We start from the raw sequence: 17,614 nt of genomic DNA on the forward strand, positions 1-17,614 counted from the left end.
AGGCACAGGCCGGTCGCCGGTCGCGATCGCCGACAATGGGCGGATGATGGATTCCGCTACCGCCGCCGCCGCTCCGACGCCTGCCGATACGCCTGTGCCCACCGACACCCCCGCCCGCGTCCTGACCGAGGCGATGAAGGACGGGGTGCGCCAGGCCTACCAGCGGCTGCAGGAGAACACCCCGGGATTCAGTCCGCGGCGCGCGCAGCGGCAGATGATCGGCATTGCCTCGCGCGCGCTGGCCACCAGCGGTGGCGTGGCCGCGATCCAGGCTCCCACCGGCGTCGGCAAGAGCCTCGGCTACCTCAGCGCCGGCGTCCCGATCGCGCTCGCCAGCCAGCGCAAGCTGGTGATCAGCACCGGCACCGTGGCGCTGCAGTCGCAATTGTTCGATCGCGACATCCCCGCCTTCCTCAAGGCCACGGGACTGGAAGCGCGGGTCGCGCTGGCCAAGGGCCGCACCCGCTACCTGTGCCCGCGCAACGCGCTGGAGCTGCATGCCGGCCCCGGCCAGGCGTCGATGTTCGGCGACATGCCGGCGGAGGAGGGCGAGCGCCTCTACGACCGCCCGCCGACGGTGCTGGAGATCGACGCCGCCGGCCGGCTGCTCGAGGCGTTGGCCGACCGCTCGTGGGACGGCGACCTCGACGACGCGGCGACACCGGTGTCGCCGGCCCTGCGTGGCCACATCACCACGCCCGCATCCGGCTGTGCCGGCAGGCGCTGCAGTCACGCCGCGCAGTGCCCGGTGCTGCGCGCGCGTCAGAACGTGCGCGAAGCGCAGGTGGTGGTGACCAACCACGCATTGCTGCTCTCGTCGCTGACCCTGGGCGAGATCGAGAACGGCCAGCCGCTGCTGGCGCCCCCGGGCGAGATGCTGCTGGTGCTCGACGAAGCGCACCACCTTCCCGGCGTGGCCATCGACCAGGGGGCGGCACGCATCGACCTGGGCGAGGCCGCGCGCCAGGTGCGGCGCATGGAGGGCCTGATCGCCAGTGCCTACCGCACGCTGGACAAGGACACCATCGGTCGCCTGCTGCCTGGCGACGTGATCGAGCTGGCCGCGCGGCTGGCGAAGGCACTGAAGGCGTTCCGCAACGAGCTCGAACAGGCCTGGACTCCGGAACCCGGCGATCGCGAGCCGCTGTGGCGCGCGCCGATGGGGCGGCTGCCCGACAGCTGGATGCCGTCGATCGAAGCGCTCGCTGACGACACCCGCGAGCTCTACAACTGGGTGCATGCGGCGCAGCAGGCCGCGTCCAAGGGCAAGCCCGACGAACCCCTGCGCGAACGCCTGCTGCGCACGCTCGGCCCGGTGGTCGAGGCGATGGCGCAGCAGGATGCGCTGTGGGCAGGCTGGCGCCGCGAGGACCATGACGGCCAGCCGCCGATGGCACGCTGGATGGCGATGGACCGCGACGGCGAGCTGCACTGCCACGCCTCGCCGGTGTCGGCAGCACAGGTGTTGCGTTCGCTGGTGTGGCGCGAAGTGGATGCGGTGGTGATGACCAGCGCCACGCTGGCGGCGGGACATGATTTCCGGGCCTTCGCCGCGGAGAACGGGCTGCCTGCACATGCCGAGATGGTGGCGCTGGACTCGCCGTTCGACCTGCAGCGCCAGGCGCAACTGGTGGTGCCGCGGTTCCCGGTGCCGCCGGACGACCGCGAAGGCCACCCGCGCGAGGTCGCACGCTGGCTCGACCGCGAACTCGACTGGGGCCGCGGCAGCATGGTGCTGTTCACCTCACGCTGGAAGATGGAAAAGGTGGCCGAGCTGCTGCCGGCCACGCGCCGTGCGCAGGTGCTGGTGCAGGCGCATGGCAACAAGAGCAGGCTGGTCGCCGAGCACCTCGAACGCGTCGCCGCAGGCAAGGGCTCGGTCCTGTTCGGGCTCAACTCGTTCGGTGAAGGGCTCGACCTGCCGGGCGAAGCCTGCACCACGGTGGTGATCACCCAGGTGCCGTTCGCGGTGCCCACCGACCCGCAGACCGCGACGCTCGGCGAATGGCTGGAAAGCCGTGGCCACAACCCGTTCAACCTGATCGCGGTGCCGCAGGCGCTGCGCACCCTGACCCAGTTCGCCGGGCGGCTGATCCGCACCGGCGAGGACACCGGCCGCGTCGTCATCCTCGACTCGCGCCTGCTGACGCGCCAGTACGGCCAGCGCATCCTCGACGCACTGCCGCCGTTCGAACGGGTGATCGGCTAGGGAAGCTCTGACAACTGCCGTCATTCCCGCCTTCGCGGGAATGACAAGCCAGGACGATTTCGTTCAGACGTTCCCTGGCGCGATTGCGGGCCGAGGTTTTTGCGCGCGTCAGCAGGCGCGGGCCGCGATGCTAGAGTCCGGTCCCCCTCATGCCACGGTGATGTCATGTCCACGACCCGCGCGTTCTATCCCATCGGTACACCCGGTGTGCCCTGGACGGAGGCCGAACGCGCCGCCTGGCTTGCGCGCCAGCGTCGGCTGCGCAGCCATGCCGACGACGTGCTGGCGGCCATCGAGCGGCTGCGTGGTGATTGGGACGTTGTCGAGTACGGCACCCTGGACTATCCGCCGGAGACCTACCCGCTGCTGGCATTGCGCAGCCGCGACTGGAACGCGGCGCGCCCGCTGGCGCTGGTGACCGGCGGCGTGCACGGCTACGAGACCAGCGGCGTGCGCGGTGCGCTCGCCTTTGCACAGAATCACGGCCACGAGTACGCGGGGCGCATCGACCTGCTGGTGGTGCCCTGCGTCAGCCCCTGGGCCTACGAACGCATCCATCGCTGGAATGCACATGCGGTCGATCCCAACCGCTCGTTCCGTGCCGACAGCCCGGCTGCGGAGTCCGCCGCGTTGATGGCACTGCTGGCACCGTTTCGCGACCGGGTGCTGGTGCATATCGACCTGCACGAGACCACCGACACCGACGAGTCGGAGTTCCGCCCCGCGCTGGCCGCGCGCGACGGTGCCGACTGGGTGCCGGGCAGCATTCCGGACGGGTTCTACCTGGTCGACGACAGCGAGCATCCGCAGCCCGGCTTCCAGGCTGCGGTGATCGAGGCGGTCGCGCGGGTGACCCATATCGCGCCTGCCGACGAGCGCGGGGAGATCATCGGTTCGCCCGTCGTGGCGCCCGGGGTGATCGAGTATCCGGTCCAGCGCCTGGGCCTGTGTGCGGGCATCACTGGCGCACCGTATGTCACCACCACCGAGGTCTATCCGGACAGTGCCAGCGCCACGCCCGAGCAGTGCGATGCGGCGCAGGTCGCGGCGATCCGCGCAGCGCTCGACTACGCGCTGGCGCATCCGATCGCGCGCTGAGCCGCGCACGTCTCGCTGCGGCTGCGACCGCGTGAAGGCGCTGGAGTAACATGCGCGCCGGGGAACGGAAGACGGTGCGCAACGGATGGATGCAATCGTGGGAACAGGACTGCTGGCGGCTGCGCTGGCGGTGGTGGCCTGGTGGTGGCGACGCGCGTCGTCCACGCGGCACGTAGTGGATGCGATGCCCGCGCAGTGCGACGCCGATGCCACGTCCACGACCACCGTTGCGCCGCCGGAGCGGGGCTGGCCGGTGGTGCTGCTGGAACTCGCGCTTGGCCCGTCGACCGTCGATGGCCGCACGGAGGCACATGACGAGGCCATCGTCGCCGCCGGCCGTTCGCTTGAACGTTTCGCCTCCGAGCCGAACCGCCTGCCGCGCCGGCCGCAGCTGTTGCCGCAGTTGCTCGGTGCCCTCAATGACGAAACATCGTCGGCGTCGCAGCTGGCCGCACTGGTCGGCCGTGATCCGGCGCTGGCGGCGAATCTGCTCAGGCTCGCCAACAGTGCGCTTTACCGGATCTACCCGGCGCCGGTCGAGAGCCTCGAACGCGCGGTCACGCTGATCGGCATGCAGGGCATGCGGCAGCTGGTCGCGCTCGCGTTGATGCAGCCGGTCATGCGCGCCGATGGCGGCGTATTCGGCCGGCTGCCGGACCTGGTCTGGGAACACACCCAGTACGCCACGCTCGCCGCGCGCGAGCAGGCCGCACGGGTGCACGGCGTCGATGCGTTCGCCGTGCAATTGCTGGTGCTGCTGCAGTGGCTGGGCGCGATCGTGGTGGTGCAGGCGTTGCGCGACGAGCACGCCCGACGCGACCTTGTCGCACTACCGCTGCCCGCGATCGCGGACCTGCTGCAACACTGGGCACCGCGGCTCGGACGCCTGGTCGCCCAGGGCTGGGACCTGCCGGCGCGGACTTGGCAGGCCTTCGAGCGTGCCGGCCCGGGCAGCGAGCTGGCGACGCTGGTGCAGGCCGCCTGTGCCGATGGCGCCGCGGCGCTGGATACGGTGCACGCCACCGACGCCGCGCGGTCGCCTGCGCAACTGGCGCTGGCCGCGTCGTAGGCTCACCGCGGCAGCGCAGGCGCCGCGTTCAGGCGACGCCTGCGTGCTGCAGTCCCCTGTCAAGAATCACGTCGCCCGTTGCCGGCATCGATGGTCTCGGTGGACTGCGGCGCGTCGGCCGGCAGCATGCCGCTGGAGTGCCGGGCCCCTTCGCTGGCGCCACGGCCGCCGACGCGGATCCGGTTCTCGACGTCCTTCACTCCACTGCAGGCCTCGGCGAGATCCTCCGCGCGATGCTTCATCCACCGATGCGACACCGTGCCGGTAAGGGTCGCAACGCCATCGCGGACCTCCACCGAGATGTCGGACGCGTCGACATCGTCGTCCTCGGCCAGCTGTTCGCACAGGTTTTCCATGATGCGTTCGTCCGAGCGCGTGTAGCCCTTGGGGCCGCGACCGCGGAATCCGCCACGCCCGGCGGGATCGCCGCCGTTGCCGCGCCACGGTTCACCGCCGTTGCGATGGCCGCCGGTGCGCTGTGGCTGGTCCTCGCCGCCCTGGTACATGGTGGTGACGTCGCCGCCGCGGCTGCGGTCGAGCGACGAGGTGTCGTATTGCTCCAGGCGCGGATGGGAGCGGTAACGCCCTTCGCGCGACTCCTCAACGGGCGGGCCGGACATGCCATGGCCGAAGCCACCCTGGCGCGATGCGCTGCCACCGAATCCACCCTGCGCGTAGGCCCCGCGGTTGTAGCCGCCGTCACCGTGGCCGTAGCGCTCCGAGAGCTGGCGGGTGTAGTCGCCATCGTTGCGCGGATCCTGCTGGCCGTGGCGCTGCTCCCGCTGGCCTGCGTGCCGGTCCTGGTCGTGGCCGTGGTCGTGGCGCTGCCGTGCACCGCTGCCCTCGTCGTGTCGGCCCCTGGCAGCCCAGTCGTCGTCGCGGCCGAACTGCCGGTCCTCGTTGTCCTGCCACTGGCCGCGGTGGCGCTGCTCGTGTCGATCGTGGTCGTGCTTCATCGGTTGTCTCCTGTCGGCTGGACGCCGCGTTGGAACGGTGGCCCGACTATCGGCGCGGCGGCGTGCAGCGCGCGCATCCGTGGTGTCTAGAAATCGTTCAGTACGCCCGTTCACCCACCGGGCACGGGGGCTGGAGGCCGCCGGCTGGCTGCGGTCACCCCCACTTCCGGCAGGGCAGGGCGCGCCCGCGCGGCAGCAGACTCGCCGCACACCCTTCCCGTAGCGGAGCCCGCCATGCCGACCTCCCGTCGTGATCTGCTGAAGTTCGCCACCCTGGCCGCCGCCGCCGGCGCGTTTCCCGCCCTGGCGAGCCCAACCGTGGCCAGGGCGGAGCGTCCGTTGCGCATCCTGATCCTCGGCGGCACCGGCTTCACTGGCCCGTTCCAGGTCGCGTACGCACTTGCCCGCGGGCACAGCGTGACCCTGTTCAACCGCGGCAAGCGGCCCACGCCGGAGTGGCCGGGCGAGGTCGAACAGCTGCATGGCGATCGCAACACCGGCGACCTCTCCGCCCTCGACGGCCGCGAATGGGACGTATGCATCGACAACCCGACCACGCTGCCGTTCTGGGTGCGCGATGCGGGGGAGGCACTACGCGGCCGGGTGGGGCACTACATCTTCATCTCGACGATCTCGGTCTACGCCGATGGCAGCCGTCCCGGCATCGACGAGGACGCACCGCTGGCCGCGTACACCGGCGCCGACCCGCTGGCCGAGACGATGGAAAGCTTCCGCGCCGACATGGCCGGCCTGTACGGGCCGCTCAAGGCCGCCAGCGAGGCCGAGGCGCGCCGGCAGTTCGGCGAGGCGGTGACCGTGGTGCGCCCCGGCTACATCGTCGGCCCGCGCGACGAGACCGGCCGCTTCACCTACTGGCCGCTGCGCGTGGCCGAGGGCGGCGAGGTGCTGGTGCCCGGCGACGGGCGCGACCCGGTGCAGTTCATCGACGGCCGCGACCTCGGCGAATGGGTGATCCGCCTGGCCGAGACACGCACGTTCGGCACCTTCAACGCCGTCGGGCCGGCAAGGCGGATGGACACCGATGCCTTCCTCGCCAGGATCAAGGAGGCGACCGGCAGCGATGCACGCTTCACCCATGTGCCGGCCGACTTCCTCGCCGCGCGCGAGGTGCGGTTCGGCGCCGACCTGCCGATCTGGTTCCCGCAGGACCACGAGTACGGCGGCTACGGCCAGGTCGACAACAGCCGCGCGATCGCGGCGGGGCTGGTGTTCCGGTCGCTGTCGACCACGGTGACCGACCTGCTGGAATGGCACCGCGCCCTGCCTGCCGAACGCCAGGCCGAGCAGCGCGCCGGCATGTCGCGCGAGCGCGAGGCGGAACTGCTGCGCGAATGGCATGCGCAGGGCGAGGCCGGTACTGGCTGAGGATGTGCGCCAGCGGGCCCGGCCGGTCGCGTTAAGATCCGGCGATCGTTGCTCGGGGAGTGGGCGGATGCGCGGATCGCGATACGGATGGGGCGTGGGCTGTCTGCTGGCGATCGCAGGCCTGGCATCGGCACAGGTGCAGGCCTCGCCGCGGCCGGTGTGGAAATTCTCCACCGATGCGGTGTTCGACGCCTCCGCGGTGCCTGCCTATGCCGGGCGGCACGACGATGTCTATGCACGCATCGATACCGACCTCGACACCCACGTCGCGCACCTGCAGCGCTGGGTGCGGCAGCGCTCGATCAGCGCACTCGACGACGGCATCGACGCGATGGCGCGGCTGCTCGCCGATGACCTGCGCACCATCGGCTTCCAGCAGGTCGAGCTCGTGGAAACGCCCGGCCATCCCGGCGTGCTGGCCCACTACGATGCCGGCGCGCCGCGCACGCTGGTGGTCTACATGATGTACGACGTGCAGCCGGTCGAACCGAACTGGCGCATCGATGATCCGTTCGCCGGCGAGCTGGTCGAACACGAACTGGGCACCGTGCTGATGGCGCGCGGGGCGACCAACCAGAAGGGCCCGCAGCGCGCGTTCCTCAATGCAGTGGACGCCATGCTCCGGACCCGCGGCACGCTGCCGGTGAACCTGTACGTGGTCGCGGAGGGCGAGGAGGAACTCGGCTCGCCGAACTTCGGCGCGGTGCTTGCGCCATGGCAGGAGCGCCTGCGCCGGGCCGATGGCGCCTTCTTCCCGATGAACATCCAGGGGGCGGATGGCAGCGTGGCGCTCAACCTCGGCGTCAAGGGCCTGGTGTATTTCGAGCTCGAGGCACGCGGCGGCGATCACGGCGGCCCGCTGCGTTCGGAAGTGCATGGCTCACTGAAGTCGCTAGTGGATTCGCCTGCATTGCGACTCGTGCAGGCGATCGCGTCGCTGACCACGCCCGATGGCAACACCATCACCGTGCCCGGTTACTACGATGCGGTCCGTGCACCAACCCCCGCCGAGCAGCGCCTGGTCAATACCCTTGCACGCGATGCCGACGATGCCGGCCAGCAGCGGCTGTACGGGGTGGCGCGCTGGGTCGATGGCGTGACCGGGCGCGATGCCATCGTGCGCAACCTCTACGACCCCACGCTCAACCTCAACGGCATCTGGAGCGGCTATATCGGCGAAGGGATCAAGACCGTGCTGCCGCACGTGGCCACTGCCAAGGTCGATTCACGCCTGCCGCCCGGGCTCGAGCCCGACGACGCCTACCGGATGATCCGCGCGCATCTCGATGCCGGCGGTTTCGGCGACATCGAACTGCGGCCACTCGCCGGCTACCCCGCCGCGGCAACTGGCGTCGACACGCCGCTGGTGCAGGCCGCGATCGGGGTCTTCAACAAGTACGCGGCGACGCCCCGGGTGGCGCCGTGGCTGGCGGGAAGCGCGCCGTTCCACCAGTTCACCCGCACCCTCGAGCTTCCCTTCGTGTTCGGTGGGCTGGGCCACGGCTCCGGTGCCCATGCGCCCGACGAGTACATGCTCATCCACCCGGCTCAGGGCGTGCGCGCCGCCGGCCTGGCCGACATCGAGAAGTCCTACGTCGACCTGCTGCACGCATTCGCGGATGCTCCGGCGCCGTGACGCATCCCGCGCGCGATGCGCCTTGGCCCTCCGGCTTTCGTACCCGTCGCGTGCTGGTGCGTCCGCTGCAGGCGGACGATGTGGGGCCCGTCACCGCACTGCATCTCGACCCTGCGGTGATGCGCCACGTGGACGATGCGCTGGGCCCGGACTCGGCTGCGGACATCGCCCGCCGGCTGCTGCGCGCGGCACAGCGCAAGCCGCCGTCGGTGTATGCGTGGATGCTGCAGACGCTCGATTCAGGGGCGCTGGTCGGACTGATGACGGTGACGCCGTCCCCGGAGCCCGCGCGCGGCGAGCTCGGGCTGATGTTCGACCCGAAGCTTTCCGGCTGCGGATACGCCACCGAAGTGGTCGCGGAACTGCTGCAGCGGATCCAGGCGTCCGGTGGAATGCTCGACGCACGGCACCGGCCCGGCAACGTGCCAGTGCGCCAGCTGATGCGCCGGCTGGGGTTCCAGCCACAGGCCGGGGAGGGCGGCTACGTCCGCTGGCGCAGTGGCCTCGCCGGGCCATGGCCCGTGCTGTCGCTCGGCAGCAAAGGGTGATCTAATTCACGTTCGCAAGTGTCGGGGGACACCTGGATGGGTGGTCGGGGGCGGCTTTCCTGCGTGGGGCTGGGGATGATGCTGGGCGCGCATCTGGCACCGCGTGCGCGCAGCGAAATTGCCGGTGCCGACGTGGTGTTCGTCGCCGCCGCCGACCCGATCGTCGAACGCTGGGTGCTGGGCATGCACGCCGACGTGCGCAGCCTGCAATCCTGTTATGGCGATGGGCGTTCGCGCCACGCGGCCTATCGCGACATGGTCTCGATGCTGCTGGCCGAAGTGCGACGCGGTGCGCGGGTCTGCGGCGCCTTCTACGGGCATCCCGGCGTCTTCGCCACCGTGCCGCATCGTGCGATCGCGCAGGCGCGCGAGGAAGGGTTCGACGCCTGGATGGAACCGGCGGTATCCGCCGAGGACTGCCTCTACGCAGACCTGGGCATCGACCCCGGTCGCGTCGGCTGCCTGCACCTGGAAGCCAGCCAGTACCTTGCGTATGTCCGTACCGTCGACCCCACGGCCTACCTGGTGCTGTGGCAGATCGGCGTGGTTGGCGACCTCGGTGTCAGCCGCCGCAGCACCGGCGCGGCCGAGCGCGCGCTGCTGGTCGAGAAGCTGCTCGGCGACGGCTATCCGCCGGACCATGAAGTCATCCTCTACGAGGCCGCGACGCTACCGGTGGATCGCGCGCTCGTGCTGCGGATCACGCTGGCCGGGCTGGTCGACGCCGCTCCGTCCATGCAGGCGACGCTGGTCATTCCGCCGGCGGGACCGATCCTGCGCGATGACGCGATGATCGCCCGGCTGCGCCATTCCGGCCGCCAGCCGATGGCATACGGGTCCGTCGGGTGCGGCACCGGTGCGGACGCGGCTCTTCGCGAAGCCGCGCCGGCCTGACCTGTCTGCGCTGTACGAAACGTATGGGGTTGCTGTTGCGTGCGGGTTCGGCGGTATCACCACACAGAGGGGAAGGCGGATGTTTGACGAGGACCTGGGCAGGCTCGAGGCATTGGGGCAGATGCCACACGGCAGCGCGATCGACGACCTGGCGACGCTGGTTGCGGCGGTCCGGCAGGAGCGCGCGCGGCACGATGCGTTGATGTGCATGATCATTGCGCCGGATGAAGGTGAAACGGAATTCCCCGAGGAGCGGACCGATGAAGGACATGACGACGGTTCGCGCGAACCGGCCGACCGCGACGACCGCGCGAGGGAGTAACTGGCTGCGGCGCGGAAGCTTGCTGTCCGCGTTGTGCCTGTTGCTGGCCGTGCCGATCGTGGCGGTTGCCACGGATGCGGCTGCCGCGGGCGTCGACGAGGTCGAGGCCCTGCTTGTCGAGGCGGGCAGCGTCAAGACATCGGACGTCGCCCGCTTCCAGCAGCTGCTCGGTGAGCTGGACACGCGCGCCGGTGACGCCACACCGGAGCAGCGGCATCGGCTGCAGATCCTGCGTGCGTATCGCCACGCGCTGCTGGGCGAGTCGGGCCCGGCGGTGGAACTACTGGGCGGCGTGCTGGGCGAAAGCCGTGTCCCGGACATCCGCTTCGAGGCGGGTGGCCTGCTGTCCAATATCCACGCGGCCAACCGCCGCTTCGAGGATTCGTTGCGCATCCTCGAGGAGATCCTGCCGCTGGTCGACCGGATCAAGGACCTGGAAACCCGGCATCGCGGCCTGCTCAATGCCGGCGTGGTCTACAACCAGGTCGGCGAGTACAGGATCGGCCGCCAGTTGGCGCAGGCCGTGGTGGATTCGCACCCGGATCCGCGCAATGCCTGCGCCGCGGAAAACCTCGTCGCAGAGGCGTCGCTCGGGCTGGAGGAGGATGTCGGCGAACCCCGGCTGCGGGCCAACATCGCCCACTGCGATGCGCTCAACGAGCGGGTGTTCGCCGCGTTCGCGCGTGCACACCTCGCCCGCTGGCTGGCGGCAAGCGACCGCGTCGACCAGGCGATCAGGCTGCTGGAGGGCTACCTGGCGACGGTCGAGGACACCCGCTACCCGTTCCTGCAGGGCGTCTACCATGCGCTGCTTGCGGGATACCGACTGCGTGAGGGAGCGCAGGCGCAGGCCGAGGCGCACGCCGTCGTGGCGGTGGAGCGGACCCGTGGCATCGGCAACATCGAGCCCCTCGTGTCGGCCTACGGCACGCTGTACCGCATCGCCAGCCAGCGTGGTGACGCGGAGGCCACGTTGCTCGCCTACAAGGCGTTCGTGGATGCCGAGCGCCGGCACCTCAACGACGTCAAGTCGCGCGAGATGGCCTACCAGATCGTGCGCCACCAGTCGCAACAGCAGTCCCAGCAGATCGAACTGCTCAACCAGAAGAACGCGCTGCTCGAGCTCGACCAGAGCAACACCAGGCAACGCGCGCGCCTGTGGCTGGTGGTGGCCGGCCTGCTGGCCTTCCTGCTCGCCACCACCGCGTACTGGGCGTTCACGACCAAGCGCCTGCAGATGCGCCTGCGGCGGCTGGCCGAACTCGACCCGTTGACGGGGGTCAGCAACCGGCACCACTTCAGCGAGAAGGCCGGCTGCGTACTGGCGTCCTGCAAGCAGGACCACCGGGTGGTGGCGCTGCTGACCTTCGACCTCGACCATTTCAAGCAGGTCAACGACCGCTACGGCCATGCGGCGGGCGATTGGGTGCTGCAGCAGGTGGCGAAGGCGTGTGCCGAACTGTGCGGCCCGGGCGACTGCATCGGCCGGCTCGGTGGCGAGGAATTCGCGATGCTGCTTCCGGGCTGCGATGCCGCCACCGGCCTGCAGCTGGCGGAAGACGCGCTTGACCGCCTGGCCGCCATCGACACCGATGGCCGCGGCTACGAGGTGCGCATCGCTGCAAGTTTCGGCATCACCGACACCACGTTGTCCGGCTATGACCTGACCCGGCTGATGTCGCACGGCGACCGCGCGATGTACGCGGCCAAGCGCGCCGGCCGCGCACGGGTCGCGGTGTTCGACGAAGACAATGTGCGCACCCTGACGCCACGTTCCGGCGGCCTCGACGGCCCGGCCGAGCTGCGGCTGGCGGGCGACGAGCGGCGCACGTTCCCCGCCTGAAACCGTGCGAGAGCCCGGCCGGAAGGGCCGGGGCCTTCAGAAGGTGATGTGTACCGACGGCGCGCTGCGGCGAGCGTCGCCGTGGTGCACTGCCTCGATGTTGTTGCCGTCCGGATCGAGCACGAAGGCGGCGTAGTAGCCGGGATGGTACGGGCGTTCGCCCGGGGCGCCGTTGTCGCTGCCGCCCGCGGCGAGCGCGGCACGGTGGAATGCGTCGACGGCCGCGCGGTCCCGCGCCTGGAAGGCGAAGTGATGCCGGCCGGTGAGCTGTCCCTGCGCGGCCTCGCTGCCGGCGCTGGAGATGAACAGTTCGTCCGCCCAGAACCAGCCATCACCCGAGCCGCCAATGGGGACGCCGAGCGTGTCGAGCACGGCAGCATAGAAGCGCCGGCTTGCCTCGAGATCGCGGACCACCAGTTGCAGATGGTCGATCAACCGCCCGCGGTGCAGTTCATTGGTTTCCATCAGCTGCCTCCTTGTGCCGATCGGCATGCTACTGCGCGGCGGGCCGGACGTGGACCGGGACTTTTGGCCCACGGCGACACCGCCGCCGGCCGGTACTCTGGGTGGCTGGGGCAATCCGTGTGCCCCGTTTCCACGACTGGAGAACCCATGAAGAAGTCCCTGCTGTCCCTTGCCACCGCGCTGGCACTCACCGGTGCGGCACCGCTGGCCGTTGCCCACGACAACCACGCCTGCATCGATGCGACCTGCGACATGGTGACCCTCTTCCAGGCGGCGCCCGCTGGACAGGGCGGCAGCAGCGAAGTGATCGAAGCGAAGCGGTTCGGCAGCTGGGGCATCGACACCGCCGGCATGGATACCAGCGTGAAGCCGGGCGAGGACTTCTTCGCCTATGTCAGCGGCACCTGGGCCGGAAACACCGAGATTCCGTCCGACCAGTCGATGTACGGCTCGTTCCTGATCCTGCGCGACCTGTCGGAAGCTCGCGTGCACCGGATGCTGGAGGGCTACCAGCTCGGCAACCCGGCCGGTACCGACAACGCCGCCAAGCTCGCCGCGCTGTACCAGGGCTTCATGGACGAAGCGGCGGTCGAAGCGCTGGGCGCCGCGCCGCTGCAGCCGCTGCTCGACGAGATCCGCGCCGTGTCGGACAAGGACGGCATGGCGCGCCTGATGGGCAAGCGCAATGCCGGTCCGCGCGGCAGCTTCTTCGGCCACAACGTGTCCGACGACCAGCGCAATCCCGACGTCTACACCCTGTACCTGAGCCAGTCCGGCCTCGGCCTGGGCGACCGCCAGATGTACCTCGACGAGAAGTTCGCGCCGCAGCGCGAGCGCTATGTGGCCTACATCGCCGAACTGCTGGAGCTTGCCGGCTGGGACGACCCGCAGGGCAATGCACAGAAGATCATGGCGATGGAAACCGCCATCGCCGAGGCGCACTGGACGCGTGCCGAGAGCCGCGACCGCGACAAGACCTACAACCCGGTGAAGTTCGCCGAGCTCGATACCGTGGCCCCCGGCTTTCCGTGGCAGACCTACCTGGCCTCGGCGGGCGTCGATTACGCCGATGCCGGCGTGATCCGCCAGGACACCGCGTTCCCGAAGATCGCCAGGATCTTCGCCGACACCGATCTCGACACGCTCAAGGCGTGGCAGGCATTCCACACCACCGACAACGCCGCGCCGCTGCTGTCGAGCGCGTTCGTCAATGCGGTGTTCGAGTTCCGCAACAAGTTCCTGTCGGGCCAGCCGGAGCTGCGCGCGCGCTGGAAGCGCGGCGTCGACTACACCTCGATGGCCATGGGCGAGGCGATCGGCCAGGACTACGTGAAGCAGTACTTCCCGCCGGATGCGAAGGCGAAGATGGACGAGCTGGTCGCCAACGTGAAGGTGGCGATGGGCGCACGCCTGGACCAGCTGGACTGGATGAGCCCGGCCACCAAGGCGGAGGCGCGGGCCAAGCTCGAAGGCTTCGGGCTGAAGATCGGCCACACCGACGAATGGCGCGATTACAGCGGCCTGCAGCTCGCCAACGGCGACGTGTTCGGCAACATGCAGCGGGCGATGGAGTTCGAGTGGGACTACCGTCGCGTGCGCATCGGCAAGCCGGTGGACAAGGCGGAATGGGGCATGACCCCGCAGACCGTCAACGCCTACTACAACTCGGTCAAGAACGAGATCGTGTTCCCGGCGGCGATCCTGCAGCCGCCGTTCTTCGATCCGGACGCCGACCCGGCGGTGAACTACGGCGCCATCGGCGGCGTGATCGGCCACGAGATCATCCACGGCTTCGACGACCAGGGCCGCAAGTCCGATGGCGCCGGCCTGCTGCGTGACTGGTGGACGGCCGAGGACGCGGCCAAGTTCGAGGCCCAGGCCGCGAAGCTGGGCGCGCAGTACGAGGCCTACGAGTTCCCGCAGCTGCCGGGCATGCACATCAACCCGCGGGTGGCGATGGGCGAGAACATCGGTGACCTCGGCGGCCTGACCATCGCGCTGGAGGCCTACCGCCGCTCGCTCGACGGCAAGCCGGCACCGGTGATCGACGGCTTCACCGGCGAGCAGCGCCTGTTCATGGGCTGGGCACAGGTGTGGCGCACGCTGTGGCGCGACGATGCGCTGCGCCAGCAGCTGGTCAACGGCACCCATTCGCCGGGCCACATCCGCGCCTTCGCGCCGCTGCGCAATATCGATGCGTGGTACGACGCGTTCAACGTGACCGAGAACGATCCGCTCTACATCGCTCCGGAAGACCGCGTGCGGATCTGGTAAGCGATCCAGCGCAAGTGGCAACACGAAACCGGGCGCCGCAAGGCGCCCGGTTTTTCTTTTTCGCCGTGTGCAGGTCGTGCTGTGGCTGTAGGTCGCCGCCGTCAGGCGCCTGGTTTCGTCAGGACGCCCGGGCCGCTGCGGCGCAGCCAAGGCGTCACGGAGCGGATGCCCCGGCGATGTAGTCGTCCACCTCGCGCTCCAGCAGCTCCAGCGGCACCACCCCGGTGAGCAGCACGCGGTTGTGGAACTCGCGCGGGTGGAAGCGCTCGCCGAGTGCGTCGCGGGCCTTGTCGCGCAGGCGCACGATCTCGAGCTGGCCGATCATGTACGACGTCGCCTGGCCCGGCATCACCACGTAGCGGTCGACCTCGGACGGCGGGATGCCGTAGTCGATCGCCTGCTGGCGGGTCCAGCGCATCGCATGCAGGCCGGTGTCGGCGACCAGGCGACGGGCGCGGAACAGCGCGGCGTCGAGCTGGCCGAGCCGGCCTTCCGGGTCGCCCTCGTACCAGCCTTCCTCCGCGGCGAGGCGTTCCGCGTACAGCGCCCAGCCTTCGCTGAAGGCGGAGATGCCGCCCAGCGCGCGGGTCTGGCGGAACTTGGGCAGCGCCTGGTTCTCGACCGACAGCGCCACCTGGAAGTGATGGCCGGGCACGGCCTCGTGGTAGACCAGCGTGCGCAGGCCGAAACGGGTCAGGCGGTCGGGGCGCAGCGGCATCTGGTAGACGCCCGGGCGCGAGCCATCCAGCGGCGGTGCGGTATAGCTTGCGGCGGCGCTGGCCCAGCGGTATTCGGGATAGGGCTGGGCGATCACCGCGGTCTTCGGACGGATGTCGAACAGTGCATCGGCGCGGCGTTCGGCATCGCGCATCATGGTTTCGATGTCGTCCATGATCGCCTTGCGGCCGGCGTCGTCGTTGCTGTAGGCAAGGTCCTTGCGCAGCGCGTCGATGCGCTCGCGGACGGTGCCGTCGGTGCGGCCGATCGAACGCAGGATCGTGTCCATCTCGCCTTCGATGCGCGCGACCTCGCGCTTGCCGATCCCGTGGATCTCCTCGGCGCCCAGCGAAGTCGAGGTGAACCGGCGCAGGTGATGCGCGTACGCCTCGGCGCCACCGTCGAAGCGCCACAGGCCGGCATCGTCGGTGGCCGCAGGCAGCTGCGATTCCAGCGTCGCGATCGCCCGCTGCCAGGCGGGGTACACGCTGTCGCGCACCACCGCGGTGGCGTCGTCCACGTGCGCCTGGCGCGTGTTGGCGTCGATCGCCTCCACCGATGCCAGCCGGTCGTTGAAGGTCGTGACCAGCGGATTGGCAGCCGGCGCCGGTGTGATGAACTGCCGCATCTGCGCGATGGTCGCTTCGAGGATGAATCGCGGCGGCAGGATGCCGCGCGTGGCCAGCTCGCGCGAGCGTTCGGTCGCCTCGTCCATGCGCGCGTCGAACTGGCGCAGCCGGGCGAGGTAATGCCCGGCATCCTGCGCGTTGCGCACCGGATGCACCACGGTCATCAGGTTCGGCAGGTTGACGTTGGCGCCGCTGAACTGCTGCAGCGGGAAGTCGAAATCGGCATGCCGCTCACCGTCGACGATGCTCTGCAGCTGCCACGCCATCAGCTCGGCGGACACGCGCTCCGTCGGGTCCATCGCCGCGCGATCGAAACGCGCGAGGTCGGCGAGGCCGCGCTGGGCGAGCGCCACCGTCTCCTGGCGGAACGCACGCGTCTGCGGGGTCAGCTGGCGATCCATTTCCGCCTGCACGGCAGGATCGTCGAAGTAGCCGCTGGCGGTGGCCGACGACGGCTGGCGGCGCATCCAGGTATCGGTGAACGATTCGAAGAACGCGGCGACGCCGCGCTCGTCCTGGGCGCCGGCGGATGCGACGGGGACACCCGCCGGGTTCGGCGACGTAGAACACGCGGCGAGCGTGAGCGCGGTGGCGAGCGCGATCCCCAGCGGGGCGACACGGAACCTGATGGGCACGGCAACTCCTGGCAGACAGTGGACGCCCGATTCTAGCCGCCGCGCGCCGGCTGTCCCGGTGCCGATAGGCCTGTCCGTCGCCATGCGTGCACGGTACCGAAGGCGATCGCGACACGCTTACCCTTGTGAGCCCCGAGTCCGGAGAGAACGACACGATGCGCAGGATCCTGATTGCCGCCAGCCTGTCCGCGTTGCTGGTTGCATGCGACGGCACGCCGACGGCCACGTCACGTGACCTGAACGACGCGGCTTTGCAGGCACCATCAGCCGCGGCGCCGGCCGGTGATCCGGCACTGGCGCAGGATCTCGTGGTCTCCACCAACGAGCCCTTCCTGCAGGCACGCATGGAGGGCGGCGTGCTGGTGCTGACCGGCGTCGACATCGGCGAACGCCGATTGGTGGTCGAGCGTTCCATCGTCGACGGCACCACGCGCACGATCATCGGCCGCGACGCCACTGGCAGTGTGGAAGCGCGCGTACACGCACGGCCGTGCGAGGACAGCATGTCGGGCGCCGCCTTTCCGCTCAGCGGCGAGCTGACTGTCGATGGCAATGGCCCGCACCCTGGTTGCGCGCGCCCGGCCGCGATGCCAGCGCCCGGTGAGCGGGGTGCCGATCCCACTGGCGCGCTGCTGCCGGCGGTGTTCGGTGGCCGTTGGGCGCCGGACGCCGCGGCCTGCGCGGATCCTGCCAGCATCGAGGCGATCGTCATCACAGGCGATGCCATCCGTTTCCACGAAAGCGTGGGCAGGCCGCGCGAGGTCCGCATGGAGGGCGACGACGCGGCCACCGTGGTGTTCGCCTATGAGGGCGAGGGCGATCAGTGGGAATCGGAGCAGCGCCTGCGATTGCCCGAAGCTGACACGCTCGAGATCACCGGCCCCGAAGAACTGCGGTTGCAGCGGGTGCGTTGCGCCGAATGACGCGGACGGC

14 protein-coding genes are annotated in these 17,614 nt (G+C 70.0%); 11 read left to right on the forward strand and 3 right to left on the reverse strand.

The genetic code is table 11. The annotated features are described in order from the left end of the window. The first annotated feature begins 43 nt into the window (after positions 1 to 43). The 3 genes from dinG to E5843_RS06540 all read left to right on the forward strand — a co-directional run bounded on the left by dinG (position 44) and on the right by E5843_RS06540 (position 4,376). Positions 44 to 2,209 carry an ATP-dependent DNA helicase DinG gene (dinG, locus tag E5843_RS06530; protein WP_425480732.1) on the forward strand — a complete coding sequence of 722 codons (2,166 nt, stop codon included), beginning with the start codon at positions 44 to 46 and terminating at the stop codon, positions 2,207 to 2,209. Positions 2,210 to 2,374: 165 nt separating this feature from the next. Beyond that, positions 2,375 to 3,307: a M14 family metallopeptidase gene (locus tag E5843_RS06535; protein ID WP_136412186.1), complete on the forward strand. Its 933-nt coding sequence runs from the start codon at positions 2,375 to 2,377 to the stop codon at positions 3,305 to 3,307. Positions 3,308 to 3,404: 97 nt separating this feature from the next. Further along, a complete protein-coding gene (locus tag E5843_RS06540) occupies positions 3,405 to 4,376 on the forward strand; it encodes an HDOD domain-containing protein (protein ID WP_244240851.1) in 972 nt (323 codons plus the stop codon). 59 nt (positions 4,377 to 4,435) lie between these two features. Here the strand turns inward: E5843_RS06540 and E5843_RS14250 are convergent, their stop codons facing one another. Continuing rightward, positions 4,436 to 5,332, reverse strand: a complete 897-nt coding sequence (locus tag E5843_RS14250) for a BON domain-containing protein (protein WP_208542783.1) — start codon at positions 5,330 to 5,332, stop codon at positions 4,436 to 4,438. 234 nt (positions 5,333 to 5,566) lie between these two features. Here E5843_RS14250 and E5843_RS06550 point away from each other — a divergent pair, with 234 nt between their 5' ends. From E5843_RS06550 to E5843_RS06575, 6 genes are all read left to right on the forward strand, one after another. Further along, the gene (locus tag E5843_RS06550; protein WP_136412189.1) at positions 5,567 to 6,718 is read left to right on the forward strand and encodes an NAD-dependent epimerase/dehydratase family protein; all 1,152 of its coding nucleotides are present in this window, start codon (positions 5,567 to 5,569) and stop codon (positions 6,716 to 6,718) included. A 67-nt stretch (positions 6,719 to 6,785) separates the two neighbouring features. Beyond that, entirely contained in the window at positions 6,786 to 8,354 is a 1,569-nt protein-coding gene (locus E5843_RS06555; protein WP_136412190.1) for a M20/M25/M40 family metallo-hydrolase, read from the forward strand. Further along, on the forward strand, positions 8,351 to 8,902 hold the full coding sequence (locus tag E5843_RS06560) for a GNAT family N-acetyltransferase (RefSeq protein WP_166815931.1): 552 nt from the start codon (positions 8,351 to 8,353) through the stop codon (positions 8,900 to 8,902). Before E5843_RS06555 ends, E5843_RS06560 begins: the two co-directional genes overlap by 4 nt. Before the next feature lie 36 nt (positions 8,903 to 8,938). Continuing rightward, positions 8,939 to 9,796, forward strand: a complete 858-nt coding sequence (locus E5843_RS06565) for an SAM-dependent methyltransferase (RefSeq protein ID WP_208542784.1) — start codon at positions 8,939 to 8,941, stop codon at positions 9,794 to 9,796. Between the two features lie 79 nt (positions 9,797 to 9,875). After that, positions 9,876 to 10,118: a hypothetical protein gene (locus tag E5843_RS06570; RefSeq protein WP_136412192.1), complete on the forward strand. Its 243-nt coding sequence runs from the start codon at positions 9,876 to 9,878 to the stop codon at positions 10,116 to 10,118. Positions 10,119 to 10,137: 19 nt separating this feature from the next. Further along, positions 10,138 to 11,961: a GGDEF domain-containing protein gene (locus E5843_RS06575; RefSeq protein WP_136412193.1), complete on the forward strand. Its 1,824-nt coding sequence runs from the start codon at positions 10,138 to 10,140 to the stop codon at positions 11,959 to 11,961. A 36-nt stretch (positions 11,962 to 11,997) separates the two neighbouring features. Here the strand turns inward: E5843_RS06575 and E5843_RS06580 are convergent, their stop codons facing one another. Next, positions 11,998 to 12,426 (reverse strand): VOC family protein, encoded by a 429-nt coding sequence (locus E5843_RS06580; RefSeq protein WP_141066137.1) that lies wholly within the window; start codon positions 12,424 to 12,426, stop codon positions 11,998 to 12,000. A 147-nt stretch (positions 12,427 to 12,573) separates the two neighbouring features. Here E5843_RS06580 and E5843_RS06585 point away from each other — a divergent pair, with 147 nt between their 5' ends. Next, positions 12,574 to 14,700, forward strand: coding sequence for a M13 family metallopeptidase (locus tag E5843_RS06585; protein WP_136412194.1), 2,127 nt, complete (start codon positions 12,574 to 12,576; stop codon positions 14,698 to 14,700). A 154-nt stretch (positions 14,701 to 14,854) separates the two neighbouring features. On the opposite strand, the gene E5843_RS06590 is transcribed toward E5843_RS06585, so the two are convergent. Continuing rightward, a complete protein-coding gene (locus E5843_RS06590; RefSeq protein ID WP_166815933.1) occupies positions 14,855 to 16,681 on the reverse strand; it encodes a DUF885 domain-containing protein in 1,827 nt (608 codons plus the stop codon). A gap of 155 nt (positions 16,682 to 16,836) precedes the next feature. Between E5843_RS06590 and E5843_RS06595 the strand changes: the two genes are divergently transcribed. Next, the gene (locus E5843_RS06595) at positions 16,837 to 17,604 is read left to right on the forward strand and encodes a hypothetical protein (RefSeq protein ID WP_136412197.1); all 768 of its coding nucleotides are present in this window, start codon (positions 16,837 to 16,839) and stop codon (positions 17,602 to 17,604) included. The last annotated feature ends 10 nt before the right edge of the window (positions 17,605 to 17,614 follow it).

It is taken from the genome of Luteimonas yindakuii, from assembly GCF_004803715.2.
Taxonomy (GTDB): domain Bacteria; phylum Pseudomonadota; class Gammaproteobacteria; order Xanthomonadales; family Xanthomonadaceae; genus Luteimonas; species Luteimonas yindakuii.

Coding starts and splice junctions, on each gene's coding strand:
- E5843_RS06535 (WP_136412186.1), top strand. CDS start 2,375: ATGTCCACGACCCGCGCGTTCTATCCCATCGGTACACCCGGTGTGCCC.
- dinG (WP_425480732.1), top strand. CDS start 44: ATGATGGATTCCGCTACCGCCGCCGCCGCTCCGACGCCTGCCGATACG.
- E5843_RS06570 (WP_136412192.1), top strand. CDS start 9,876: ATGTTTGACGAGGACCTGGGCAGGCTCGAGGCATTGGGGCAGATGCCA.
- E5843_RS06580 (WP_141066137.1), bottom strand. CDS start 12,426: ATGGAAACCAATGAACTGCACCGCGGGCGGTTGATCGACCATCTGCAA.
- E5843_RS06595 (WP_136412197.1), top strand. CDS start 16,837: ATGCGCAGGATCCTGATTGCCGCCAGCCTGTCCGCGTTGCTGGTTGCA.
- E5843_RS06585 (WP_136412194.1), top strand. CDS start 12,574: ATGAAGAAGTCCCTGCTGTCCCTTGCCACCGCGCTGGCACTCACCGGT.
- E5843_RS06555 (WP_136412190.1), top strand. CDS start 6,786: ATGCGCGGATCGCGATACGGATGGGGCGTGGGCTGTCTGCTGGCGATC.
- E5843_RS06550 (WP_136412189.1), top strand. CDS start 5,567: ATGCCGACCTCCCGTCGTGATCTGCTGAAGTTCGCCACCCTGGCCGCC.
- E5843_RS06565 (WP_208542784.1), top strand. CDS start 8,939: ATGGGTGGTCGGGGGCGGCTTTCCTGCGTGGGGCTGGGGATGATGCTG.
- E5843_RS14250 (WP_208542783.1), bottom strand. CDS start 5,332: ATGAAGCACGACCACGATCGACACGAGCAGCGCCACCGCGGCCAGTGG.